The following is a 25,317-nucleotide window of genomic DNA, read 5'->3' on the forward strand; positions in this document are numbered from 1 at the left end:
GCGGCGCACGGCCGCTGTATTTTCTCTTGTTACTTGATTAGACGAGATGCCGTGCGATTTGGTCCCCTCCGTTCTGTATATCAATCAAACAATTTTTAATACCGCATTCTATTGAAATCGCGGTCGATTTTGCGTCTTTCTCTTGCAACCCTGTCGTTCTTCACCTATAATAGAATATAATAAACAAATAAACATTCAGCAAACCAGGCGAAAGCCTGCGGCGCAAAGCTAAGAAGCCGCTTTCGCAATGACTGCGAAGCCAGCTTCACAGGGCCTGTAAAATGGCAGCCAGTTGCCTCGTTTGAGATGCACAGATGCATTACCGATGCAGCAGTGCATCTTTTTTCTTTTACAGAGAAATGCCGGACGCATTCCGGCTTACGGAGGAGTATATGAACAAAATTACAACCAGACTGAAACGGTACAGCTGTCTGCTGCTGTGCCTCTGCCTGCTTATGCCGCTGCTGCAGGGCACAGCCGCCGCTGTGCAGGATTCCTCTGTCGTGCGAGTTGCATGGTATCCGGATTCCGCCTACAACATCACCTGCGAAAACGGCGAACGCAGCGGCTATGGCTACGAATATCAGCAGTCCGTCGCCGCATATACCGGCTGGACCTATCATTACATCGAAGCAAACTGGCTGGATTCACTGAACATGCTGCAAAAGGGCGAAATCGACCTGATGGCCGGCGTATCCTACGCCGAGGGCCGTGCCCAGACCATGCTGTTTTCCGATCTGCCGATGGGCGAGGAAAAATATTACCTGTATGCAAATCTCGCCGCTGCCAATATTTCCGTATCCGATTTGACCACCCTGAACGGCAAGCGCATCGGCATGCTGTCCGAAAGTATCGCGACCACGCAGTTCTGCGAATGGGAGACGCGCCACGGTCTGCACACCGAGCATGTGACCATCACCAGCGACGAGGACGCAGCCGCCAAGATCGCCCGCCGCGAAATCGACGGTTTTATCTCGGTCGAGAGTCCCCAGTGGCAGGAATACGGCCTGTCCGCGATCACCTCGTTCGGCAGCTCGGATGTTTACTTCGTGATCAGCAAAAGCCGTCCCGATCTCAAGGAAGCGCTCGATAATGCCATGCGCCGTATTGCACACGACAAGCCGTTCTATCAGGATGATCTGTATCAGCGCTATCTGTCTGCCCAGTCGGTCGAGCTCCTCTCGACCGAGGAGCAGGACTGGCTCCGGCAGCATGGCGCCATCCGCATCGGTTTTCTGAATCATGACACCGGCATCAGCAACTTTGATATCCGAACCGGTGATGTTACCGGTGTTCTCACGAATTATGTCGTATATGCGACGAATTGTCTGGGGGATAACGCCTTGCATTTCGACCTGCACGGCTTTGACACGCAGCTTGAGCAGCTGCAGGCACTGCAGAACGGTGAGATCGACCTGATTTTCCACACCAGCCAGAACCCGCGTGCCGCCGAAGAGAACGGTCTTGCACTGTCGAACACCGTCTTGAGCTTCAGTCAGGCGGCGCTTACCACGAAGAACTATTTTAATGAGCTTGAGCCAAACACCGCTGCCATCCCCAAGAACGATTTTTCGCTCAAGCAGTACCTTTCCTATAATTATCCCAAGTGGACGATCCTCGAATACCCTTCAGCGAATGACGCGATCAAAGCCATGCGTACCGGCAGTGCGGACTGCTATGTAATGCGTGCCGGTCAGCTGCCGCGCTATATGAAGGACAAAACGCTGTACCGCGTGTTCCTCACACAGCCGAGCAAGACCTCGTTCGCCGTACGGCAGGGCGATACGGCTTTGCTGTCCATCCTGAACAAAACGCTCAAAACCATGCCTTCTTCCCTGCTGACCGGTGCACTTGCCATGTACGACAGTGCGCCCGAAAAGGTCACCGCTGCGGACTTTGTCAAGGACAATCTGACCACTGCCTCTGCTGTGTTCATCCTGCTCTCTCTGCTGCTGTTCGGTCTGTTCCGCAAGGCCCGGCAGTCCGCCAAACAGGCGCAGGAGCTGAACCTCAAGCTGCAGCAGAGCCAGACAGAGCTGCAGGAGGCGCTCACGCAGGCCAAGGCTGCCAACGCCGCCAAAACAACGTTCCTGAACAACATGTCGCACGATATCCGCACACCTATCAACGGCATCATCGGCATGCTGACTATCATTCGCAAAAATAAGGACGACCACGCGCGCATACGCGATTGTCTGCATAAAATCGAGCTGTCCTCTCAGCTGCTTCTGTCTCTGGTGAACGATGTTCTGGATATGGCTCAGCTGGAAAACGGCACCGTTGTTCTGCGGCGCGAATCCATGAATCTGGATGAAGTCTGCGGCAGCATTACCAATTCGGTGCTGTTTCAGGCGGAAGCCGCCGGTCTTACCGTCACCGGTGAGCATGACGATTTTTCCGGTATTTACGTCCGCAGCAGTGCGCTGCATCTGAAAAAAATCCTGATGAATCTATTCACCAACTGCGTGAAATACAATAAGCCCGGCGGTTCCATCCATATGCAGATGCACATGCTCGAACGGACGGATGCGAAGATCACCTGTCAATTCATCATCGAGGACACCGGTCTGGGCATGTCCGAGGATTTCATCAAAAACCATCTGTTCAATCCGTTTGAGCAGGCGGACGAGTCCCCCCGCTCAAGCTATATGGGTACCGGACTCGGCATGTCTATCGTGCATCAGCTCATCGAGCAAATGGGCGGCACCATTTCGGTGGAGAGCAAACTCGGTGAAGGCAGCCGGTTTACCATCGTACTGCCTTTTGAACTCGATCGTGACGCGACCGCAGCAGCTTCGCCGCAGACACCGTCAGATATTTCCGGCGCGCGGCTGCTCGTTGCCGAGGATAATGAGCTCAACATGGAGATTGCAATCTTCCTGCTGCACGACAGCGGTGTACAGACCGTTCCGGTGCAGAACGGCAGGCAGGCGCTTGCAGCCTTCCGGGACTCCGAGCCGGGCAGCTTTGATGCCATTCTCATGGACGTGATGATGCCCGAGATGGACGGTCTGGAGGCTGCAAAAGCTATCCGGGCACTCGACCGGCCGGACGCGAAAGCCATTCCGATTATCGCCATGACAGCCAACGTCTTCAAGGAGGACCGCGAGAAGTGTCTCGCCGCAGGCATGAACGCGCATCTTTCTAAGCCGCTTGATGCCGAGACGATGAAACGAACCATCTCTGAGCAGCTGAAAAAGCTAAATTAAATACAAAAAGCGGAAGAAACCAAGGTTTCTTCCGCTTTTACTCTGCAAATCTTACTCTATTTCCTCATCGTGCTCCATCGCTCCGACAAGCGGCGCTACCATCTGCTTCTTGCGGCTGACGACACCGGGCAGGACGACCGAATGCTCGCCGCAGTCGGTCTTGAAGGCCGCACGGACCAGCTGCTGCGCGCCCTTGCCGACGTAGAGCAGCTCTGTCTTTTCCTCGATAATGTTGGTCAGCATAGCGAACAGCATGGACAGACCGCTCGATGCCAGGCAGCTTTCCATGTACTCGAGCATTTTATCACGGATGCCGGACAGCTCGTTCTCACTGACACTCGTCACCTGCGAAATCGCAATCTTCTGATTCTGCACCTGAAAATACTTGAAATCCATGTGGAACAGCTCATCCATCGAGCGATCGAGCAGACGTGAGCTGGAACGGAACATTTCTGTTGCATACTGCTTGATGTCCAGACCGGCGATTTTCGCCAGCTCTTCTGCAGCCATGCGGTCAAGCGGCGTACACGTCGGCGAGCGGAACATCAGCGTGTCCGACAGGATTGCCGAGCACAGCAGACCCGCGATTTTCGGCTCGATCTCCACGTTGTGCTCATGGTACATCTGCGTGATGATGGTCGCAGTGCAGCCGAGCGGCTGATTGCGGAAGTAGATCGGTCCGCTGGTTTCCACCGAGTCAATGCGGTGGTGGTCGATAATTTCAACAATATTGGTCGAACGAATGCCTTCGGCGGCCTGATCGCGCTCGTTGTGATCAACCAGAATGACCGACGGACGCTCCAAATCCAGCAGGTTGCGCTGTGAGAACATACCGACATATCGTCCCTGTTCATCCATCAACGGGTAATAGCGGATACGCTTCTTGGAAACCGTGCGCTTTACATCCTCAACCGTTTCCTCCGGCTCGAAGGTGATAAGTCTCTTTTTCCGCATCACATGCCGCACCGGAACCGCCTGACCGATAACCTTGACACAGGTGTAGGTATCATACGGGGTGGCGATGATGGAAACGCCGTTTTCCGAGGCCAGCTTTCGAATGGTACGCGAAACCTTGGAGCCGAGACCGATGACTATGCAGCCGGCGCTCATCTCAATGGCGCACAGCTGGCTTTCATAGCGGTTGCCGAGAATAACCATATCGTTTTTGCCGATGTAGTCCTCGAGTACGTCCGGATTAGCCGCCGCAACGACCACGCTGCCCTGCTCAAACCGCTGGTCAATGTCGCCAACCTCGAGCGTGCCGTCCAGCACATCGACCAGATTCCGATAGCTGGTCTTGGCCTCCGCCAGCGCATTGGCGTCCTGATCCTCGATGTAGAAGCGCGCGATATCGCCCAGCGTCAGCAGACCCTTCAGGCGGCGATCCTCATCGACAACGGCCAGCGTCTGAATATCATTTTCGTTCATGTAATCCCATGCACGGTGCAGCGACAGCTCCTCGCTGATGCCCGGCACCTCGCGGTACTGCACATCGCTCAGGCGCGGCTCAAACGACTTGATGTAGCGCGGCGGCTCCACGCCGAAGCGTTCGAGCACAAATTTGGTCTCCGCATTGACGTGACCCGCGCGGCAAGCTATGTATTCTCCGCCGGTCAGCCTGCGCTTGAGGTGCGCGTAGCAGATTGCAGAGCAAATGGAATCCGTATCCGGATTGCGGTGTCCGATAACAAAAACTGGGTTCATGCACTGATGCTCCTTTATGTGATAAGGGATGGCTCCCCTTCGGAATCCGTTTAATGGAATGAAACCTTGTGGTTTGATTGTATCATTTAACCGGGGAAATCGCAAGGTATGGAAGAGGAATCCGACTCAAAACCATCTGCGGCCGCACTGCGTAGGCGATGGAGCTGACAGCACGGATTCCGCCGCTGCACCGAAAATCCTGCCGAAGTCCGCTTCTCCGTCTGCTCACCTACCTTTTGAAAAACCGAAAATCGCAGCAGTCACCGCCGCAGCCCAGCGTTTTTGTGCGCGAAAAGCCGAGCTTGTGCAGTCCGCCGTAGGTCACGTCATCCACGTCGCAAAACAGCGGACACAGCTCCGGACAGCCGTTTTCCTGGCACGCCGTGTGCCAGAGACACTTGGTAATCGACGCGGAAAAGTGCGTTTTGTCGTGTTCCTGTGTGCTCTCCCACAGGTCGGAGGTACGCATGATTTTGAGAAAACAATAGCTGTAAATCCGATAAAATCCCGGCACAAACTCCATTTTCGCCGTGAAAGCGTGCTTTTCTGCCGCCACCCAGTCCATCATGTACGTCCGCATGTGCGTAAAGGTTTCCTCCGCAGGCAGCTCTGTCTGCAGCACCTTGTACAGTGCAATGCGCGGCAGAATGGTCTGCATCAGTGTTTTCATCTGGTTTTTGGACCTGTTTGCTGCGGTTTTGATTAACCTATCCAGCATTTTTTCCTGTCGTGAAAACAGCGAGCCGCCCCTGCTTCCGCCGAAGGTCTGTATCAGAAATACCTTGATTTGCTTTTGCTGTTTGCTTTGCATAATTCCTTCATCTCTTTGCTTTTATGGGATTCCAGTGTCAATCCATAGTTAGTTCACCCTAACTATACCACACTGACTTCCAATATACCATCCTGATACACAAAAATCCCTGCCGATAATCGACATAGTATTGCTTTTTCGGCATAGCCTGATCGAGCTTCACTTCCCATATCATTCCGTCAGATACTATGGCGCACATCAAAAACGGCTCTTTCCCGAAGGCAAGAACCGTTTCCCTTTGTCTTACATACCCAGAAACTGTACATACTCTGCGGCGGACATCAGCGGCGCATCCAGTTGTGTACGGGGCTCTGCTGTGACCTCGCCCTGTGCCGCAAACTCATAGCCGGCCTGCTCGGTCAGCAGCGGACTTTTGAACGGGATCAGCCGGTCTGCAAAATTCTTGAGCAGCGCCGTCATGTTCCACGAGTACACTGGCGAGTCCAAGCAGACCACATCCGCAGACTGATATGCGCGAAGCAGCTTCTCCATGTCATCGTGCTGCACGCACTGTCCGATGCTGTAATCGCCAAGATGGTACAGCTCGGTTTCCGCTCCGGCACAAGCCGCGCCCGCCAGAAAGACCCCGAGCATGCGTCCAGCGGCACTCTTTTCGCCCGCTGGACTGCCGTTGAATGCCGTAAATTTCATTGTTTTCTTTCCTCTTTCGTTTGCTGAAACCTATTGCAGCAAGCAAACGAGAGGGAAACAAGGAACGCTCCGTAGCGTCCAAAAAGCTCGCCGGTTTATCCCCTTCCCAAAATCGCATCCAGGTCCTGCTGCGGATTGGTGGTCGGGTGCAGATCGTAGGTCTCCACCAGTGTTTTGACCACGGTTTCCGACAGAAACGCCGGCAGCGTCGGTCCAAGGTAAATATTCTTCACGCCGAGCGCAAGCAGCGTCAGCAGGATGCACACCGCCTTCTGCTCGTACCACGAGAGCACGAGCGTGAGCGGCAGGTCGTTGACCGTGCAGCCGAACGCATCCGCCAGTGCAAGCGCAACCTTGATGGCGCTGTACGCATCGTTGCACTGGCCCATATCCAGAATGCGCGGCAGGCCGCCGATTTCGCCCAGATCGAGGTCATTGAAGCGGTATTTGCCGCACGCAAGCGTCAGAACCAGCGTATCCATCGGCGTGGATTTGACAAACTCGGTGTAGTAATTTCTGCCCGGATGCGCGCCGTCGCAGCCGCCGACCAGAAAGATATGCCGCACCTTGCCGCTCTTGATGAGCGAGATGATCTCCTCCGCGTGAGCCAGCACCGCGCCGTGTGCAAAGCCCGTCATCAGCATATGCCCGCCGTTGATGCCGCTCATGCTGTGGTCGTGCTCGTACCCGCCGAGCGCGAGCGCCTGCTCGATGATGGGCGAAAAGTCCTTGCGGCCGCACGCATCCGCCTCGATATGGCGCAGACCCGCATAGCCCACCACCGAAGTCGTGTACACGCGGTCCTGATAGCTTGGGCGCTGCGGCATCAGACAGTTGGTGGTGAACAGCACCGGCGCGGGAATGTTCTCGAACTCCGTCTGCTGGCTCTGCCATGCCGTGCCGAAATTGCCCGCAAGGTGCGGATGTTTTTTCAGTCCCGGATAGCCGTGCGCAGGCAGCATTTCGCTGTGCGTGTAGATGTTGATGCCCTTTCCCGCCGTCTGCTCGAGCAGCTGCGCTAAGTCGCCCAGGTCGTGCCCGGAAACCACGATGAACGGGCCTTTTTTGATGTCGGTCGGCACTTTTGCGGGCTGCGGCGTGCCGAATGTGCCCGTATTGGCCTCATCGAGCAGCTCCATGCACCGGAAATTCACCTGCCCGAACTCGACGATCAGCGCCAGCCATTCCTCGATCGAATGCGGGCGATTGACCGCGCACAGGCCCTTGTAAAACCACGCGCTCACCTCGTCATCCGTGTAGCCAAGATTCATCGCGTGGTGTGCATAGGCGGCCATGCCTTTCATGCCGAACAGCAGCGTGGAACGCAGCGAAACCGTATCCGTGTCGCCCTTCCACAGCTCCACGACCGCACACGGTTTTCCGCCGAATTTCTCTCGTTCCGCGCGTACCCGCTCGGTGAATTCCGCAATCGCCTGATTGTCAAAATTGACATTGGTCAAGGTGATGAACAGGCCGTCCATCAGCAGTCGGTCGACGATTTGTGTGCGTTGACCGGCCGCAACTGCCGCCTCGGCCAAGCGAATGAGTTCGTACACCAGCTCATCCTGCAGCGCTGCCGTATCCGGCTGCTTGCCGCAGACACCCACGCTCACGCAGCACTTGTTGCCTGCGGTCTGCTGGCACTGAAAGCAAAACATATCTGACATGAAAACACACTCCTTTTACGAGTAGTGTTGCCAAATTTGTCAGAAGGTATGCGTTGTTTTTTGTTTCTTCAGCTGCTTCTGCGCCTCCAGATACATGGGTTCGGTATCGCACCGATCGTTGGTATCCTGCTCAGCGAGATTGCACTCGACGGCAAGGCATCTACTCTGTCCACCGAAGCGTTTCGGTGGGATTGGTTTGGGTAATCTTCCAAAATCATTCGTGCACCAGGACAATCACATTCCTGCATCGTCTACTGAGATAAAAAGGCTGACCGGATTTTGATATGTACCCCCAATACTGGACACCCAGTATTGGGGGTACATATCATTGCTGTGCTTCAGCAAGTGGGATGTTGTTATATGCTCCTATTCATCCTCGTCCGCCAGCTTGGCCACGCGGACAAATTCATCCATTTCGCGTGTGCGCCATTTCTCCTTATGGCTGAAAATCTGGCGGTAGAGCGAAATATAGCAGTCCTCGACCGACAAACGGATCAGCCTTCCCTCTTTTACGCTGTTCTCGACTGCGTACCACGGCAGAAAGGATACACCGCGATCAATCTCAAGCATGCGAATGAGCAGCGAGGTATCACCGCACTCGAGCGACGGCGTAAGGATGGTCCGCCGCGCGGCAAGACGGCGGTTGAGTACACGGCGATAATTATCCTGCTCGGTAAGGAAAAAAGGCTGCGTGAGCAGTTCCTCAATCGTCAGCTCTTTTCCGCCCAGCTCCTCGCGCAGCGATGCAGACGCCACAAATACGATTTCCTCGCGCTGCTCCATCAGCTTGTTCCAGTTGTTGCTGTACAGCGGCTCATCAAGCACATAGATCATGTCCAGCTCGCCGCGTTCCATATGCTCAATCAATTCTTCCGGCTCACCGACCGTGATGCGGATAGACACTTTCGGGTTGAATTTACGGTACAGATGCAGCACCGTCGGCAGCTTGAGACATGCAAGCGACTCAATCGTGCCGATATGCAGCGAACCGTGCAGCTCTGCCGTGGATGTGACCGACATGCGCGCCTGATTGACCTGATTCATCACATCGCACGCATGGCTGAGAAAACGCTCGCCTGTGTCGGTCAGCGCGATACGCTTGCCCATGCGGTCGAACAAACGCGTGTCCAGTTCCTCCTCCAGCTGGCGTATCTGCACCGTTACCGCCGACTGTGAGTAGCCGAGGCTCTCTGCTGCGCGTGAAAAACTCTTAAACTGTGCTACCCGAATAAAGGTTGCAAGCTGCCGAAGCTCCATGAATTTCCCTCTCTCCCCTATATTATCAATATTTTAAATCGAAATGATAAAATATATGAATTTGACTTAACCCATTAAACAGAATATACTAAATCTGCAAAGAGGTCAAGAAAGAAATTGGAGGTTTACCACCGATTTTTTATTTATCCTTTTTACACAAAAACCGCGTCCTATTTTACAGCATTTCGCCTAAAATAAGCGGTTCTTTTTGTGTCCGGAGGCAAAAATCTCGGCAGACTTCCACGGCAGCAGACCAAAGAGGGGCAAACAAACGGTCTGCACCGCAAAGGGTAACATCGCATAACCGAACAGGTGCACTTTCCGCAAAGTGCCGCAGTTCAAATTGTGTGGTGCTGCCCGCCAAAAAGGAGGAAAAAGAAATGAAAGAAAAGAAAAAATTCAAACTCGGATTACTGCCCAAGCTCATCATCGCCATCATTGTCGGCATCCTGTTCGGCCAGTTCCTGCCGGAAGGCTTCTGCCGCTTTGTGGTAACGCTCTCGTCGTTCTTCAGCCAGTTCCTGTCGTTTATCATCCCGCTGATGATCCTCGCGTATGTTACCATGGGCATTGCTAACCTCAAGAGCGGCGCGGGCAAGCTGCTGCTCATCACGGTTGCCATCGCTTACTGCTCGACCCTGATCTCAGGCTCGGCTTCGTTCTTTGTAGCCGACACCCTGTTCCCGCACTTCATGAGTGCGGACGCGCTCGACAAGATCGCCGCAACCGCAGGCAACTCGCTGGAGCCGTACTTCAGCCTGGAAATTCCGGCGCTGATGAACACGCTGTCCGCTGTTGTTACGGCGTTTGTGCTCGGTCTGTGCATGTCCAGCCTGCGCGGCAAGACCATCGGCGACACGCTGTACAACGGCGTTTCCGACTTCTCCGGCATCATTGACTGCGTACTGCACAAGGTCATCATTCCGCTGCTGCCGCTTTACATCTGCGGCACGTTCACCGATATGACCAAGTCCGGCAAGACCTTTGCCATCCTCGGTATTCTGTGGAAGGTATTCATCGTTGTTATCATCATGCACCTGATCTGCATCTGCATCCAGTTCGTAATTGCAGGTCTGGTCAGCCACAAGAACCCGCTTACGCTCATCCGCAACCAGATTCCGGGCTACGCAACCGCACTGGGCACCCAGTCCTCTGCGGCTACCATTCCGGTCAACCTGCAGTGCGCTGAAGCAGACGGCGTTTCCTCGGAAATCCGCAACTTTACGGTTCCGCTGTGCGCAAACATCCACATGGCAGGCTCGATGATTACCATTACCGCCTGTGCGACTGCCGTCTGCCTGATGAACCAGCTGCCGATCTCCATCGGCACCGTTATCCCGTTCATCATGACGCTCGGCATTGCCATGGTGGCGTCTCCCGGTGCGCCGGGCGGCTCCATTATGACCGCCCTGCCGTTCCTGTACATGATCTTCGGCACCGAGGCCGGCGACCCGAGCGGCCCGATCTGCGCCATCATGGTTGCACTGTACATCACGCAGGACTCGTTCGGCACCGCATGCAATGTTTCCGGCGACAACGCGATCGGCGTGATCGTGGAGACCATCTACCGCAGGTTTATCTGCAAATCCTCCGCTCAGTAAGGAGAATCCCCTATGTCCTTTATCAGTGTTTTTGATGTGCTGGGACCGAATATGATCGGTCCCTCTAGCTCCCATACCGCCGGCGCAGCCGTTATCGCGTATCTGGCGCACAAGATGATCGCGCCGCCGCTTAAAAAGGTGGATTTCACCCTGTACGGCTCGTTCGCCAAGACCTACCACGGCCACGGCACTGACCGCGCCCTGCTCGGCGGCATCATGGGCTTTTCGACCGACGACACCCGCATCCGCAATTCGTTTTCGATTGCGACCGAGCGCGGTCTGTCCTACTCATTCACGCCGTGTGAGACCGAGACCGATGTTCATCCGAACACCGTGGACATCCGCATGGAGAATGCCGCCGGTCAGGTGATGACTATCCGCGGTGAGTCGCTCGGCGGCGGCAAGTGCCGCATCGCGCGCATTAACGGCGTTGAGGTTGACTTTACCGGTGAATACAGCACGGTCATCGTCGTTCAGCAGGACAAGCCGGGCGTCGTGGCGCACATCACCAAGGTGCTCAGCGACAAGGGTGTAAACATTGCATTCATGCGCCTGTTCCGCGAGTCCAAGGGCAACACCGCCTATACGATCGTCGAGTCGGACGGTCATTTCCCCGAGGGCATTGAGGAACCGCTCAAAAACAATCCCAACGTCCACGACGTCATGATCATCGAACCGTAAGGAGGAGAGCAGATTATGGATTTCAAAAACGCATCCGAGCTGCTTGCACTCTGCACGCAGCAGCAGCTCCCCATCTCCGAGATCATGCGCCGCCGCGAGTGCCAGCTGGGCGAAACCACGCGTGATGAGGTCACGCACCGTATGAAGAGGGCGCTCGAAATCATGCGCTCATCCGCGCTGACACCGCTCAAAACGCCGGTCAAGTCCATGGGCGGCCTGATTGGCGGCGAAGCCAAAAAACTGGCGCAGCACGCGGCCAAAGGCCGCTCCATCTGCGGGGATGTACTGCACAAGGCGGCGCAGTACGCGATGGCCGTGCTCGAGGTCAACGCCTCGATGGGCCTTATCGTGGCCGCGCCGACCGCAGGCAGCGCCGGTGTTCTGCCGGGCATGCTGTTTGCCTTGCAGGACTGCTACAACATCTCGGACGAACGGCTGATTGACGCCCTGTTCAACGCCGGTGCGATTGGCTACCTCGCCATGCGCAACGCAACCGTTGCAGGCGCGGTCGGCGGCTGTCAGGCTGAGGTCGGCATCGCTTCCGCAATGGCGGCCAGCGCAGCTGTCGAGCTCATGGGCGGCAAGCCTGAGCAGTGCCTTGACGCGGCCTCCACCGTGCTGATGAACATGCTCGGTCTGGTCTGCGATCCAGTCGGCGGTCTGGTCGAGTATCCGTGCCAGAACCGCAACGCGGCAGGCGTAGCCAACGCGCTCGTTGCCGCTGAGCTCTCGCTCGCGGGCATTCACCAGTTTATCCCGTTCGATGAAATGCTCGATACCATGTACGCGGTCGGCCGCCGCATCCCCATCGAGCTGCGCGAGACTGCCCTCGGCGGCTGCGCTGCCACACCGTCTGCATGCGCGAAATGCGGACTGTGCTCTTAAATCAGATCATATCGATACTCTTTTTCGCAGGACATTCCCACCCCTCGGGAATGTCCTTTTCGCATTTCATTTGCCAAATGAAATGATATAATGACGCATCTCTATGGGTAATGCCGGACGGAACCGTGCAGGATGTTGCAAAAATGGTACACATCGCACAGAATATCAACTTCTACGAGCAGGATTACTACACGCCGTCCAACGATGGCTTCAAGGTGTTCCGCACGCCGTTCGGCAACGTCGGCATTGTCATCTGCTTCGACCGCCATGTGCAACCGTGTCGGCACAGAAGGCGAAATGCAGTTTGCCGGCGAATCGCTCGTCATTCATCCGAGCGGCAAGGTGCTTGTCAAAGCAAACGACACGGAGCAGCTGCTCCTCTGCGATATCAATCTGCAGGAGGTGCAAAAAATCCGCAGGAATCCGGACTATCTGCCGCTCCGCAGACCGGATATGTACATCATATAAGCCAAAAATCCCTCCCGATCATAAACCGGGAGGGATTTTTGTATCATTTGATTATCACTGATACTCCGCATTGAGGAACATGGGCTTGATGGCGACAACCTCATCGTATTCCGCCTGCGAGACGGTGACATCCGCATTCAGCGCCTTCAGGTCAGCCTTCACAACGTCGAGCGCCTGCGCAGCGGTCACTGCGCGGCCATCCATGACGGCACGCTGCATGCGGCGCAGCACAACCGGATGTGCATAGCGAGCCGGCAGCGGGAAATTCAGATAGTCCGCAAGGTAAGCCTGCATTTTCTCCTGTGCCTGTGCATCATTCTGCATGATGGAGGCACGGTTGTTGCGTGCTGTCGGCAGGACGCTGAAACCTGCAAACGTGAATATCGCGGCAAGGCCGAACAGCGTAAAATAAATCGAAAACGAGCCGTGACGCATGAAGGAAACGATACCGTAAGCCAGCGCCGCAAATCCAAGCAGTGTGATCGCCATAGCGGCCCAGCGGTAGCTGCCGTTCGTACACTGAAAGTTCCGGCGGCGTTTTGCGGCTGCGCTCAGTCGTTCGGTCAGCTCAGGACGGCGCTCCAGATAGTCGATTGCGTTATCGAGTGCCTGCACGGTTTTCTCCGCCTGTGCGCTCATCGGCGGACGATTGCGCTCCTCTTCCTCCCGGCGGGTCTTCTCCTCGGCAATGCGCTGCTCGGCCGCCGCGCTGACACACGGAATAGACGGGTGCTCAGCTCGGATAACGCTCAGGAAATCATCGACCTGCTGCTCATACTTGAAATTGCACACCTTCTGTCCGCCGTCGAACTCCACGACCAGATAGGACAGCGTGGCGAAAATGCCCTTGCCGGAAAAGCCGCCCTTGCTCATCGCAACGCGCTTGTACACACGCGTTACCACGGAAAACGGAACATAATACCGCCGGTCAATAAAAAAGCTGTTCAAATAAAGGGCATGCCTGCCGATGCCGCACGGACCGATTTTCCGACAGGTTTTTTTATCCTCAGCAAGCGACGCGTCATCAATACGTCCCGCGCTGAGCGGATAAGGTTTCAACATTTTCCGTCACCCCGCAATTATCGTTATGGATGGCCGCAGCCGACCGCACAAAGGAACGGCCGGCTGCAGCAATGCTATTATATTCAAGCAGATTTCTTTGCGCCGCGCTTCTTGGTCGCACGTATGAACAGTGCGAGCAGCAGTGCCGCGAATACAATACCGATCGGGTACGCCACTGCGGTATTGTAAATTACCGTGCCGGCTACTGTCTTGCTGTTCAGCAGGCTGCCGAGGCACTCCGGTGCAAGGATGAAATAGGTGCAGGAAACTGCACTCATGAACGTAGCCGGAACAGCTGCAATCCAGAAGTTCTTCTTTTCGGTAAACAGGTACATAGCTGCTGCCCACAGAACGATCATAGCGAGCGTCTGGTTGGTCCAGCTGAAGTAACGCCAGATAACCGTGTAGTCGATCAGACCGGTCGCATTGCCGATGCCGAGGATAGCACCGATACCCAGTACCGGGATGCACAGCTTCAGGCGGTTTGCATACGAACTCTGATCCATGTGGAACCAGTCGGACAGTGTCAGACGAGCGGAACGGAATGCGGTATCACCGGAAGTGATCGGGCAGATAACAACGCCGATCATGGCCAGAGCAATACCAACGCCGCCCATGGTCTTGGAGCATACATCGTAGATTGCTGCGGACTGACCGCCTGCCAGCGCTTCCGCCAGACCGGTGTTGAGACCGCCGGTGACCTCATACAGAGCACAGCCGGCTGCCGCCCAGATCAGTGCGATAATGCCTTCAGCTACCATTGCACCGTAGAATACAAAGTGACCCTGCTTCTCGTTTTTCATGCAGCGCGCCATCAGCGGCGACTGCGTGGAATGGAAGCCGGAAATTGCACCGCATGCAACCGTGATGAACATGAAGCTCCATACCGGCGTACCGGACGGGTGCATATTGTACAGGTGAGACCAAATCTCCGGAATGGTGTAATTCGGGTTGGTGAAGATACCGATGATAACACCGACCGCCATGATGATCAGGCACATGCCGAACAGCGGGTATACCTTACCGATGATCTTATCGATCGAAATAAAGGTTGCAATAAAGTAGTAAACCAGGATGAGGATCAGCCAGAACAGCGTGGTCGAAAGCACGCCGGACACACCGTTGCTCTTGCACAGCGTAACGATCAAACCGGCCGGGCCGACTGCAAATACCGTGCCAACCATGATCAACAGTACAACCGAGAACACACGCATGATATTCTGCATGGTGTGACCGAGGTACTTGCCGGTAACCTCTGCGATGGAGGCACCGTCGTTTCGCTCACTGATCATGCCGGAGAAATAATCGTGTACGCCGCCGGCAAAAATGGTACCGAATGTAATCCACAGGAATACAACCGGGCCCCAGAGAGCGCCCTGCAGTGCACCGAAGATCGGGCCAAGGCCGGCGATGTTCAGCAGCTGTACCAGAAACAGCTTCCACTGCGGCATGACAACGTAGTCAACGCCATCGTTAATGTGAACTGCCGGCGTTTCCCGGTCATCCGGGCCAAAGGTTTTGTCTACAATTTTACCATAAGTAAGATAGCCGGTGATCAATAATAATAAGCATACGATAAAGCTGATCATATTATCTCCTCCTCTATACCGGCTGCGAAAGCATGACTTTCGCATAAAAATCACCGAAAAGCCTACTTTTGAATTCCTCTTTTTCCCTTTCGGCAATCCCTATTATGAACCTATGATATAAAAACCACAAGGGCAATATGTTATAATTTTAACAAGAAAAATATGCCGAAATTTGTATCCTTTAGAAAAAAATTATCAGAGCAATAAAATCCCCCGACCAATGGCCGGGGGATTCGTTCGCCCTTACGGGAAAGTATTTACTTTTCCAGTTCGGTCCAGTCACGAGTTTCGCGCAGCTTGCTCCACTTCTCGTGCTTGTTTTCCTTGAGGTCGTAATAGTGGCTGTTCGTAGCCTCCTGTACGGCCAGGTAATACCATGCGGAAGTGTCGGAGTTGTCGCTCCACTTGATCATGTCGTTGTGCAGGTCCTCTGCGGTCTCCGGAAGGCGCTTGAGGACGCGGTTTACGAGCGTCATCGCCTCGGCGCGGGTAATCTTGTTATTCGGACGGAAGGTGCCGTCGGTATAACCGTTGATCCAGCCGTTGTTGGCAGCGGCGCTGATTTCGTCCTTTGCCCAGTGGGATGCAATGTCGCTGAAGTCAACAGCGGTCGTGTTGGCCTTGTCGTCAAAACGAGCTGCGATCGCAGCGAACTCCGCACGGGTGATCGGCGCATTCGGATTGAACTTGCCCTGGCTGTCACCCTTTACGATGCCCATAGCGCTCAGCGTAGAAACCGCGTGGTTGTACCATGCGCCGGCTGCTACATCGGAGTAGCTGTTGGTCTTCGTAGAGTTTGCATTGCGGGTCTCATCGGTCAGCAGACGGAAGAAGATGGTTGCTACCTCAGCACGGGTAATGCCGTTCTGCGGACGAACAGTGCTGTCCGGATAGCCTACGATGTAAGCATAGTGGTCATCGCCGTTCAGGCCGGTCGGTACATCATCCGGAATGGTAACGGTGGGCTTGCGGCCGCCGCCGCCACCGCCGCCGGAGGACTTCACCGTATAGGAAACAGAGGGCTTCGGGAAGTCCAGAGGCTTGAGCGGCGCACCGGCGCTGTTTTTGGCGTTCAGAACGGCGCTCTCGTTGGTGAACAGGGCTTCTGCGCCAGAAAGGGCCTTTTCGCCATTCAGATCCTCCACACCGTAAATGCCGGGATCGGTTTCGGGCTTGGTCAGCTTGACGGTATAGGTCAGCTGGACCGGCGCGAAGTTGGAGACGTTCTCATTGATGGTCCAGACGAAGGTCTTGGTTGCCGGGGTGTAGGTAACGGTGTACGGATATTTACCGTCCTTCTTCTTTTCGCCAAAGTTTACCGTATTCTCATCCGAAGCGTCCTTGACGCCCTTGATTTCCTTTGTGCCGACCTTCAAGGTAAAGCTGTCTACACCACCGAACGTAAACTTCTCTCCGATGGTATCGGTCACCTTGGAACCGGCGCTGACGGCGAAGAGGATGTCCTTCTGAATGTCGGCAAAATCGAGGATCTTTCCCTCATTCAGGTAATTCATGAAGCAGTAGGAGTCTTTCGAATTTTCATCACCTGCCATACTATCCTGAGTAGCGATGGCGTATGCGTTGTACCCGGCATTTTTGATCTGCTGCCAAGCCTGATTGGCATAGTAGAACGCCATATCCCGGTTGTTGGCTGTCCGCGGCTCACAGGGCTGTGATTTGAAGTCATCGCTGGGCTTGCCCTGATTGAAATTCAGATCGTAGTCACAGTGGTAATCATAATCATCACCGGTTTTACCCTCGCTGTTTACCGTCTCATTTCTGGCCTTCACATCGGCCAGATATCTCTGCCAGGTGGCCACGTCGGATGTGGTCGTAGGCCGGGCAACATTGACTTCGGGATAGTTATTGGGTTCATAATAACCATTATCCCAGTATCCACCGGCAAAGGCATTGTACGGTTCCGCAGGATGGTAAGAACGGGTAAACGGCGTATCGCTGGCCCAGTTGCCGTCCTTGCTGTACAGATAGGTGGAGCCGTCCGAAACCAGAATCAGGTACTTTCTGCCTGCCGCCACATTGGTGTGCTCCTCCAGTGCTTCCTTGCCCGCAAGCAGTCCGGCATGAATATTCGTACCGCCGGAATATTTGGTTTCCATAGCTTTTTTAATTTCGTCAAAGTTCTTCGACAAATCAAACCACTCGGATTTGAAAGCCTGCCGCTTGAACTTTACAACGCAGACATTCACAGCTGCGCCGCTGTTATCCGTAGCCGACTTCAGTTCTTTCAAAAGTTCAAGAGAGCTTTTTACTACATTTGTGTCCGCAGAGGAAGAACCATCCAGCACGAACACCACATCGGAGGCCAGTTTTTCCTCTGCGCTGGGCAGGGACAGCGTCACATTGGAAGTCCACGTGCTCGTATCCAGCGCCGTTGCGGTCTTGGATCGGGAAACGTCCCAGTCGATGGGCGGAATATCCTCAGTTTCATCATACTCGGTTTTGTAATGGCAATATTTGCAGGTCTTGGTCACTTTGTGGGTCCGGGTGCCATCTCCATTATCTTTCCAATCGCCGTAGCTGTAGGTAAACGCATTGTCCTGCTCACCGGCAGAGTGCTTGTGAGAGACCATCTTGCCACCTTGCCAAACGAGTGTGTCGTCGATGTTTACATCCAATCTGCCGGTGTTGTTTCCAGTCTTTCCGGCAAAACCATACAAACGGGAGCAGGTAGTCTTGTCATACGGCACACCGGAAACCGTATTATTTCCGGAGATATTAAGGATATACTTATAGTCTCCCATGTTGCTGTCGTTGACATTCAGCACTTGCTTCACGCTAAAACCGTTAACCGTGCAGTTCATATAGTTGACTGTGATATTTTCTTTACCTGCACCAGCATCGGTATAGACATTGATGACCTTACCGGAAGAGTTAAAAGTACAGTTGTCAAAGGTCATGGTAGGCGAGCTATACGTCCAGAGCGCATAATCTCCATCCGGGCAGTTAAACGTGGTATTCGTAAACGTTGCAGAAGTATAACCCCAGTAGAAGGTCTTGCCATTGATTATACAATTCTCAACAACCGTTTTATCCGCACGGATAAAGCCCAGATAATTTGCGCTTGCAGACTGGAGCGTCATGTTCTGGAACGTGATCGTTCCCGCGCCGTCAAAGCTGTAATCGCCGTTGTACTCTGTACCGAACTTATCTGGATCGGGCATTGTAGCGCCAATACCCCAACTGGTTTTATCGGCTCCTTGACCCACAAAAGTCAGATCTTTCCCCTTTGTCACAGCGTCCTTCTTGTACAGCGTATATTTACCTTCGCCAAGCACGATGGTATCACCGTTTGCAGCCTTGGTAACAGCTGTTGCCAAGGTCTTATACGCCTTATCTGCTGTCGTACCAACATCAGGCTGCTCGTCATTGCCCTTCGTTGCATCAACATAGATTGTAGCTTCGCCTTCCGGTGTTGTAATTGTAGCTTCGTCTTCCGATGTTGTAATTGTAGCTCCGCCTTCCGGTTCTGTCGATTCAGCAGCAAAGCTGACCGTGGGTAATATACTCATTACCATCATAAGGCAGAGCCAAATACTTAGCATTCGTTTTCGCATAAAGCATCCTTCTTTCTTGTTATAGAGAAGAAGCTGCATCAGGAAACCGGCTGCCATGCGGAAGACGGTCTTCCGTTTAGGCCCCTGGCTTTGCGAAACCGACTTTCACCGATCGTGCCCTTGTCTGCACAACTTACTCCTTAATGAGTAGCACAGATAGTCATTTTTTACAATTTCTTCAGCCAATGCAGAAGTAGTTCAATTTCCAAATAGAATACCCCCTTTACAGCGCATAGCTCTGCAAGGGGGTACAAAGTACCTTTGGCAACCGGCTGCCATGCGGAGAGGAAAAACCTCCGTTTAGGCCCATCTGGCTTTGCGACACCGGTTTTCACCGGCTGTGCCTTTGTCTGTACCTGTATCCCTTTACGGAAGTCATGCACAGAATTTTACGATCTTTTCTGTCGGCAGACACGCCGGACTGCATACACAGTCCTTTGCCTGCGCAGGACAGAAATCCTCCGGATCCTCTTCTTCAGTATACCATAAATGCCCGCGAATAACAAACAAATACTGTAAAAAGCGAAGAAGGATTTCAATCCGGAATCGTTTTTATGCAATAAATCGCCGCTGATCGGACATAAACGCATCCAATCAGGACCATTTGCATACAAAGTAAAACGGAAACGTGTTAAGCCGCAGCTACTGCAAGCGCATCGCTGGTGTTGGTGTAGGTCAGCGGAGATACACAGTCATGCAGGGTTTTTGCGTTCTTCACGCTGCGGGTAACCGCGTAGGTCAGGTCGATCTGATACCACTTGCCGTTCAGGTTTACCTTGTTCCAAGCATGGTAGCTGGAGCCGGCGTAACCCTTGGTCAGTGCACACGGGATGCCCTGGCTGCGGCACATTGCTGCAAACAGCGAGGAAAAATCGTAGCAGATACCGGTGGTGCCCTTCAGGGTAGCGGCGGTATCCGGGATGTACTTGGTGATCTTGCCGCTGGTGATCTCTTTCGCCAGCTTGTTATCATATGTATAACGGCTTGCCATGTAGTTGTAGATGGCGATAACCTTAGCCTCGTCAGTCTTGGCGTTCTTGCAGAGCTCAGCAGCCTTAGCGGATACCGTGTCGCCCTTGGAGAACTGAACCTCGGAAGTGGAGGCCAGATACGGAGCATAGCTGTCCTTAACGGTTACGTTCATGGACTTGGACTCGACCTGCTGATAGGACGTACCGGAAACGTTGCGGTACAGCGTTACGGTGTACTTGCCGTTGCCCTTATCGAGAGAGAAGGAAGCATCCTTGCCGCTCGGGCAATCATAGAATACGGTCTTGCCGCCGTTGTACTGAATACCAACCTTGAGCCTTGCACTCGAGGAGTAGTTTACGGTAACATAACCGTGGGTGGAATTACTCATATCCACAACATCATTTAATGCTACTGCGGTAACGCCCATCGAGAGGGCAGCTGCTGCAAAAACTGCGCATGCAATACGAAAAAGCCGCTTCATATCCGGCGATCTCCTTTCGGTAACTGGCTGCCAGCCCTCTCGATGAGGGGTAAGGCCCTATAGCTTTGCGTCGCCACCTTTCGGTGGGTTTGCTATTATCGTTTGAGATGCGGTCAAAGCGACTGCATCATCTTCTTTTATCCTCACTATAGCGCATCTATCGTGTTTTGTCAACAGGGTTTTACAAAATAAGAAGAAATTATGACATGCTGCCGCAGATTTACCGATAATATGACATTTTTCCGCTTCTTCCGCTCATATTGCAGCGGTTTGTCCGGGAATGCAACTCGCTCCGCAGCGTGAGATGGCGGCAAAAAATCGGTAAACAGACGGCGGCAAGGGAATACCCCTGCCGCCGCTTTCCATCGGTTGATTTGCTTATTTTCTGCCGTACAGTCTGTACAGGAACGTGACGATCTGTGCTCTCGTGCAGTTGTTATGCGGACCGAACAGACCGTTTCCGATGCCGCCGGTGATGCCCTTCTGCTCTGCCCATGCTGCCGCATCAGCGTAGTATGCATCGACAGGTACATCGGTGAAGGCCGCGCTGCCGCTAACCGCCGGACTGCCTGCCGCACGGTACAAGAGCGCTGCGCCTTGTGCTCTCGTGCAGATGGTGCCGGGTGCAAATGTTGTATCGCTCGTGCCCTCGGTAATGCCATTCTCAACCGCCCACGCAACCGCCTTGGCGTAGTATGCATCTGCCGGAACATCCGCGAAGCTGCTCAGCGCCTTCGGTTCAGGCGAACCCGCCGCACGCCACAGGAAGGTTACAATCTGCGCTCTGGTGCAGGCAGCGTTCGGAGCAAACAGCGTGTCGCTCATACCTCCGGTAATGCCCTTCTGCGCCGCCCAGAGGACTGCATCGTAGTAGTAATCCTCCGCGTGCACGTCGGTGAAGAAGTTGAGCATGGTGTTGTCATCCATAAAGACCGCCTTCACCGTGACCTTGCCGGCCGGCATGACGAAGGTGTACCTGCCGCCGCCCTTGTCGGTCAGTTCGAGCGCCTTGCCGTCCTTGTCCAGCGCGGTCAGGCTTTCGAGGACGTAGCCCTTGTCGGGTGCTGCCGTGATGGTCACGGTGTCGCCCTTGGACGCAGACTCGGGAGATACGGTGACAGTGCCGTGCTTTACATCATCTACAGATACCGAATAGCTGGGTGCGGAGAAGCCGCCGCCTCCTCCGCCACCACCGCCGCCGGACGAGCCGCCGCCGGAGGTGGAGTCTGTGATGCGAATGATAATCTTCTTTTCCACGATCACATTGGTGTCTGCGTTGACCGCAGCACAGATCAGGGTCATCGTGCCATCCTGATCACCAAAGCTGAGTGTATTTCCGCTGATAACGGCGTGCGTATCATTCTTTTCCAGCGTCCATCGTACAGAAGCCGGATAGGCCGCCAGCTCTTCCGGAGTAAAGGCCTTGCCGAACTGATCGAGCGTCGTTACCTTAGCTGCAGACAGATCCAGCGTAGTGTTTTTCCGAACGGACGACGGAATTCTGTCTGCGGTAATCGCAGTCAGCCGTCTCGGGGCATTGACCGTCAGCGTAATGTGGTTACTCTCGATGTCGCCGGAACGGGCATAGATCTCGGTAGAATCTTCTTTCAGTGCCTTGAGTGTTCCGTTTTCGAGCGAAACCACATCCGGCTTGGAGGTAACCCATTCAAAGCTGCCGCCGGTCATTTCTCTGCCATACTGATCGTAGCCGGCAGCGGTAAACTGATCTGCAAGAACCGCATTTTCATCCAGCCGCAGGACAAAACCGTCCTTCATATCGGCGCGGATTGTCTTGAGGGTCGGCTGCTGCTCGACCTTAACAACGACATTCTTTGCAGTCTTGCCGGCAGAGGCAGAGGAGGCTTCCAGAATCACATCCGCATAGGAGGCATCCGGGACACTGCCAACCGCAACGAGCAGTTTTCCGTTTTCAATCGTGGCATTGGTCTGATTGGTGTCTGCCAGCGTCCACTCGATGTCCGATGGAACCGCACAGGGATTGCCGTGCTGATCACGGGCCAGCAGAGGGATGCGGGACAGATCATACGCTGCGCCCTCTACTGCGGCGGGAGCGCCGTCATTATAATACAGCTCATTCAGATAGGGCTTTGCCGTCACCTGTACGGGCAGCGGCTGTGCCGTCCGATAGACCGTTTCGCCCTGCTCGTCCTGTCCGACCGGATAATACAGGGTAACGGTATCCGTGCCGACTACAAGGCCGGTGATTGTGCTGCCGCTGATTGCGGCATAGCCCTTATCCGAGGCAAGCCGCCACTCGAACAGGCCATCTTGGAGCATCATGTCCTCGCCGTACTGATCTTTGGCCTCCACATCGAGCGTGCTCAGGTCAAAGGTGTTCGCCGTATCGTCGTTATAGATCAGATCGGGAATCGTGCCGTTCACGGTCAGCGTATCGAGCTGCCGCTCGGGCAGAACCTGCAGCGGTACACGGTTGGATTCCGTGCCGTTCACTACGGCATAGATCTGATAGGTTCCCGGTGCGGTGAACGCAATGTCGCCCGTGGTTTCGTCAACCGTAATGTCATCGTTTGCTTCTGCATACCACTTGACTCTGTCGGTTACGTTGAAGTCGTTGCCGTCCTCGTCCTTAGCGGTCACGGTCAGATTCGAAACATCGGCGGTGTTGCTGCCGTCGTTGAAGTAGAACGGCTCAAAGCTGCCCTCTACCGTAACCGAGGAAAGCACAACGGGCAGGATGGTCAGTTCCATCAGCTCGCTGTTGAAATCATCCGTTGTTTCGATCGTAGCCTTCGGCTGATAGCACAGGAACAGCTGTGCTCCGTCATTCGGCTTGAGCGCATTGAGGACAGGGTAGCCATTGCGGTTTGTCGTGACCTCGGCGTACTCCGAAGCGTCGTTCAGGCCTTCGTCCACAACCGTCCATTCGCCGCTCAGGCGGGGATTGAAGCCGTACCAGTCCACGTCGTGTTCGTTCTTCGCCTCAACCTTGATGCTGTCCAGACGCAGGCTTTGCTGCTCGTACAGCGAGACCTGTTCGGTATCAGGTACCAGACGATCGAGCGCATAGATCGGGTACACCTTCTGCGGGGTGATGACGGTGTTCTTGGAGGTGTAATGGAACGAACCGAAGTACGGCGCGACCGGCTGACCGGAGCGCAGCTGATCGGCTGTCGTCTTGAATGCTCCCTGATACAGGGTGTTCATGTCCAGCTTGTCGGGGTCGTAGCCGGAGACATTCCGGTTTTCGATGCGGGCATCCAGATCCTCGATTGCACTTCTGCCGTTCCGGCCGAAGGTATACTGCTTAAACTCCCGTCCTTTCCATCTATCTGCACTGGTGCCATTCACTTTGGTTACATGATAACCGGTAGCTGAGAGAATCATGGTCTTATATTTGATGTACACCGCGCCGGTATAGGGGATGGTCGTTTGCAGGTCGGTCACATCGACATTGATGTCGAGACCCGTATGCGCCGGCAGCGGTACGGAGATGGTATCCGTAATGGACTGCGCGTAGGACTCCTCCTTGCTGCTCTCGTAGGTCTTTTCCATGCCATAGGAGTAGGAAAAGCTCTGCTCGACCTTGGCGGTGGGCGAAAGCGCGGCCAGAACGGGCACGCTGAATTCGACGCCTACCGTGGTCTCCTCGGTCCAGTTCTGCGAATAGGTATTGGAGACCGTGGTCGAGGTCGTAGTGCTCTTTTCATAGGTATAGCTCTTCTCGACCGTGTTTTCGAAGTCGTTGCGGTTTTCCGCCGTCACCTTGTAGCTGTCCGAGCTGCCGCCCAGATTAAACTGGTAGCCCTTCTGCTCGAGCGACGCCGTTGTGTCGTCCGCCGCGATGGAGGGCGTCTCAAACCGGTCCGCAATGCCTTGAATTTCGAAGTCGTAGAACGCCTGCACATAGTAGCCGTAGCCGGTGCCGTGGTAGCCGTTGTACTGGCCAGACTGAGAGGAATATCCCTGGGTTTCATAAGTGGAGGCATAAAATACGGGAAATTCCCCTTCCGGCAGCTTGTCGATGACTCCGGAGCCATCCCGAAGACCGGAATTGTCAACCGCCTTAGTTACTGCATCACGCAGACCCTTGTCGGTGTATTTCAGATTGTCTGCGCTGTAGCTGTCCGCTGTAAAGTCCTTGTAATCAAAGTATTTTCTGCCTACATCGTCATCCGCATAAAACTGTGCAGGCAGAATATCGTTCGCAATAGCCGCCCACTGCTCCGCAAATTTGGGATTCTGGATCATCTCCTGCAAAATCTGCTCCTGTGTGCCCGGCAGATTGTAGGTGTCCGAGGCATCAAAGATCTCCCAGTCGTTTTCTGCCGTCACGGCTGCCCCGGCTGTTGGGGGCAGCATCCCTATACACATCGCCACCGCCAACAGGCCGCATAAACCTCGCCGTCGTATCATCTGCTTTTTACTCATACCATTTTCCTCCTTTTCTGTGGTGTTCCTGCTCCGCCATGGAAAACAGCTCGTTATGGCTCATCTCCACATCACCGAAGCGGACAAAAATACCGTTTGTCACCGCGCTGTTCCACACCTGCGGGTCGGAAAGTGACCGGAATCGGAATTTATCCAGATAGGGCTTCATATCCAGCAGCAGGCGGCTGCCGGAGATAAAATCGACCTGCAGAACGTGGTCGGTCAGCGGCTTGACATCCTTTATATATTTCCGGTCCAAATGCGTGCCTCCTCTCGCCTACACAAAATAAAAGG

17 protein-coding genes and 3 riboswitches are annotated in these 25,317 nt (G+C 54.4%); of the genes, 6 read left to right on the forward strand and 11 right to left on the reverse strand.

The window, feature by feature from the left end:
* Window positions 1-392: 392 nt before the first annotated feature.
* The gene (locus PGY33_RS09145; RefSeq protein WP_270478326.1) at window positions 393-3,209 is read left to right on the forward strand and encodes a hybrid sensor histidine kinase/response regulator; all 2,817 of its coding nucleotides are present in this window, start codon (window positions 393-395) and stop codon (window positions 3,207-3,209) included.
* A 51-nt stretch (window positions 3,210-3,260) separates the two neighbouring features.
* On the opposite strand, the gene PGY33_RS09150 is transcribed toward PGY33_RS09145, so the two are convergent.
* The 4 genes from PGY33_RS09150 to hcp form a co-directional block, all read right to left on the reverse strand.
* A complete protein-coding gene (locus tag PGY33_RS09150) occupies window positions 3,261-4,913 on the reverse strand; it encodes a putative manganese-dependent inorganic diphosphatase (RefSeq protein WP_270478329.1) in 1,653 nt (550 codons plus the stop codon).
* Window positions 4,914-5,142: 229 nt separating this feature from the next.
* Window positions 5,143-5,583 carry an L-2-amino-thiazoline-4-carboxylic acid hydrolase gene (locus PGY33_RS09155; protein ID WP_270478331.1) on the reverse strand — a complete coding sequence of 147 codons (441 nt, stop codon included), beginning with the start codon at window positions 5,581-5,583 and terminating at the stop codon, window positions 5,143-5,145.
* Window positions 5,584-5,967: 384 nt separating this feature from the next.
* Window positions 5,968-6,375, reverse strand: a complete 408-nt coding sequence (locus PGY33_RS09160; RefSeq protein WP_270478332.1) for a flavodoxin family protein — start codon at window positions 6,373-6,375, stop codon at window positions 5,968-5,970.
* Between the two features lie 95 nt (window positions 6,376-6,470).
* Window positions 6,471-8,042, reverse strand: coding sequence for a hydroxylamine reductase (hcp, locus tag PGY33_RS09165; RefSeq protein ID WP_270478334.1), 1,572 nt, complete (start codon window positions 8,040-8,042; stop codon window positions 6,471-6,473).
* A 60-nt stretch (window positions 8,043-8,102) separates the two neighbouring features.
* Here hcp and PGY33_RS09170 point away from each other — a divergent pair, with 60 nt between their 5' ends.
* Window positions 8,103-8,246 (forward strand): hypothetical protein, encoded by a 144-nt coding sequence (locus PGY33_RS09170; RefSeq protein WP_158557367.1) that lies wholly within the window; start codon window positions 8,103-8,105, stop codon window positions 8,244-8,246.
* A gap of 162 nt (window positions 8,247-8,408) precedes the next feature.
* Here the strand turns inward: PGY33_RS09170 and PGY33_RS09175 are convergent, their stop codons facing one another.
* On the reverse strand, window positions 8,409-9,299 hold the full coding sequence (locus PGY33_RS09175; RefSeq protein ID WP_270478335.1) for a LysR family transcriptional regulator: 891 nt from the start codon (window positions 9,297-9,299) through the stop codon (window positions 8,409-8,411).
* A 380-nt stretch (window positions 9,300-9,679) separates the two neighbouring features.
* On the opposite strand from PGY33_RS09175, the gene PGY33_RS09180 reads away from it, so the two are divergent.
* From PGY33_RS09180 to PGY33_RS09195, 4 genes are all read left to right on the forward strand, one after another.
* Window positions 9,680-10,900, forward strand: a complete 1,221-nt coding sequence (locus tag PGY33_RS09180; protein ID WP_270478336.1) for a dicarboxylate/amino acid:cation symporter — start codon at window positions 9,680-9,682, stop codon at window positions 10,898-10,900.
* A gap of 12 nt (window positions 10,901-10,912) precedes the next feature.
* On the forward strand, window positions 10,913-11,581 hold the full coding sequence (gene sdaAB, locus PGY33_RS09185) for an L-serine ammonia-lyase, iron-sulfur-dependent subunit beta (RefSeq protein WP_110435608.1): 669 nt from the start codon (window positions 10,913-10,915) through the stop codon (window positions 11,579-11,581).
* A 15-nt stretch (window positions 11,582-11,596) separates the two neighbouring features.
* Entirely contained in the window at window positions 11,597-12,466 is an 870-nt protein-coding gene (gene sdaAA / locus PGY33_RS09190) for an L-serine ammonia-lyase, iron-sulfur-dependent, subunit alpha (RefSeq protein WP_215705365.1), read from the forward strand.
* Window positions 12,467-12,670: 204 nt separating this feature from the next.
* Window positions 12,671-12,934, forward strand: coding sequence for a nitrilase-related carbon-nitrogen hydrolase (locus tag PGY33_RS09195; protein WP_270478340.1), 264 nt, complete (start codon window positions 12,671-12,673; stop codon window positions 12,932-12,934).
* A gap of 54 nt (window positions 12,935-12,988) precedes the next feature.
* Here PGY33_RS09195 and PGY33_RS09200 read toward each other — a convergent pair whose 3' ends face one another.
* The 6 genes from PGY33_RS09200 to PGY33_RS09225 all read right to left on the reverse strand — a co-directional run bounded on the left by PGY33_RS09200 (window position 12,989) and on the right by PGY33_RS09225 (window position 25,282).
* Window positions 12,989-13,996, reverse strand: coding sequence for an ATPase P (locus PGY33_RS09200; RefSeq protein WP_270478342.1), 1,008 nt, complete (start codon window positions 13,994-13,996; stop codon window positions 12,989-12,991).
* A gap of 83 nt (window positions 13,997-14,079) precedes the next feature.
* Window positions 14,080-15,585, reverse strand: a complete 1,506-nt coding sequence (locus PGY33_RS09205; protein WP_270478343.1) for a carbon starvation CstA family protein — start codon at window positions 15,583-15,585, stop codon at window positions 14,080-14,082.
* 257 nt (window positions 15,586-15,842) lie between these two features.
* Complete coding sequence (locus PGY33_RS09210) at window positions 15,843-19,160, reverse strand: S-layer homology domain-containing protein (RefSeq protein ID WP_270478345.1); 3,318 nt, start codon at window positions 19,158-19,160, stop codon at window positions 15,843-15,845.
* Between the two features lie 38 nt (window positions 19,161-19,198).
* Window positions 19,199-19,289, reverse strand: a riboswitch (cyclic di-GMP riboswitch).
* 131 nt (window positions 19,290-19,420) lie between these two features.
* A riboswitch (cyclic di-GMP riboswitch) is annotated at window positions 19,421-19,515 on the reverse strand.
* A gap of 276 nt (window positions 19,516-19,791) precedes the next feature.
* The gene (locus PGY33_RS09215) at window positions 19,792-20,613 is read right to left on the reverse strand and encodes a transglutaminase-like domain-containing protein (RefSeq protein WP_270478347.1); all 822 of its coding nucleotides are present in this window, start codon (window positions 20,611-20,613) and stop codon (window positions 19,792-19,794) included.
* Window positions 20,614-20,628: 15 nt separating this feature from the next.
* Window positions 20,629-20,717, reverse strand: a riboswitch (cyclic di-GMP riboswitch).
* Window positions 20,718-20,991: 274 nt separating this feature from the next.
* Window positions 20,992-25,023, reverse strand: a complete 4,032-nt coding sequence (locus PGY33_RS09220; RefSeq protein ID WP_270478348.1) for an S-layer homology domain-containing protein — start codon at window positions 25,021-25,023, stop codon at window positions 20,992-20,994.
* Complete coding sequence (locus PGY33_RS09225) at window positions 25,016-25,282, reverse strand: hypothetical protein (RefSeq protein WP_270478350.1); 267 nt, start codon at window positions 25,280-25,282, stop codon at window positions 25,016-25,018. Before PGY33_RS09225 ends, PGY33_RS09220 begins: the two co-directional genes overlap by 8 nt.
* Window positions 25,283-25,317: the final 35 nt, after the last annotated feature.

It is taken from the genome of Butyricicoccus sp. AF18-9LB (assembly GCF_027684505.1).
GTDB classification, from domain to species: Bacteria; Bacillota; Clostridia; order Oscillospirales; family Butyricicoccaceae; genus Agathobaculum; species Agathobaculum butyriciproducens.

Excerpts from the sequence above, each read along its gene's own strand:
- PGY33_RS09160 (WP_270478332.1), bottom strand. The coding sequence starts at position 6,375 with ATGAAATTTACGGCATTCAACGGCAGTCCAGCGGGCGAAAAGAGTGCC.
- PGY33_RS09220 (WP_270478348.1), bottom strand. The coding sequence starts at position 25,023 with ATGAGTAAAAAGCAGATGATACGACGGCGAGGTTTATGCGGCCTGTTG.
- hcp (WP_270478334.1), bottom strand. The coding sequence starts at position 8,042 with ATGTCAGATATGTTTTGCTTTCAGTGCCAGCAGACCGCAGGCAACAAG.
- PGY33_RS09215 (WP_270478347.1), bottom strand. The coding sequence starts at position 20,613 with ATGAAGCGGCTTTTTCGTATTGCATGCGCAGTTTTTGCAGCAGCTGCC.
- PGY33_RS09145 (WP_270478326.1), top strand. The coding sequence starts at position 393 with ATGAACAAAATTACAACCAGACTGAAACGGTACAGCTGTCTGCTGCTG.
- PGY33_RS09155 (WP_270478331.1), bottom strand. The coding sequence starts at position 5,583 with ATGAAAACACTGATGCAGACCATTCTGCCGCGCATTGCACTGTACAAG.
- PGY33_RS09205 (WP_270478343.1), bottom strand. The coding sequence starts at position 15,585 with ATGATCAGCTTTATCGTATGCTTATTATTATTGATCACCGGCTATCTT.
- PGY33_RS09200 (WP_270478342.1), bottom strand. The coding sequence starts at position 13,996 with ATGTTGAAACCTTATCCGCTCAGCGCGGGACGTATTGATGACGCGTCG.
- PGY33_RS09150 (WP_270478329.1), bottom strand. The coding sequence starts at position 4,913 with ATGAACCCAGTTTTTGTTATCGGACACCGCAATCCGGATACGGATTCC.
- sdaAA (WP_215705365.1), top strand. The coding sequence starts at position 11,597 with ATGGATTTCAAAAACGCATCCGAGCTGCTTGCACTCTGCACGCAGCAG.
- PGY33_RS09175 (WP_270478335.1), bottom strand. The coding sequence starts at position 9,299 with ATGGAGCTTCGGCAGCTTGCAACCTTTATTCGGGTAGCACAGTTTAAG.
- PGY33_RS09210 (WP_270478345.1), bottom strand. The coding sequence starts at position 19,160 with ATGCGAAAACGAATGCTAAGTATTTGGCTCTGCCTTATGATGGTAATG.
- sdaAB (WP_110435608.1), top strand. The coding sequence starts at position 10,913 with ATGTCCTTTATCAGTGTTTTTGATGTGCTGGGACCGAATATGATCGGT.
- PGY33_RS09195 (WP_270478340.1), top strand. The coding sequence starts at position 12,671 with ATGGCTTCAAGGTGTTCCGCACGCCGTTCGGCAACGTCGGCATTGTCA.
- PGY33_RS09180 (WP_270478336.1), top strand. The coding sequence starts at position 9,680 with ATGAAAGAAAAGAAAAAATTCAAACTCGGATTACTGCCCAAGCTCATC.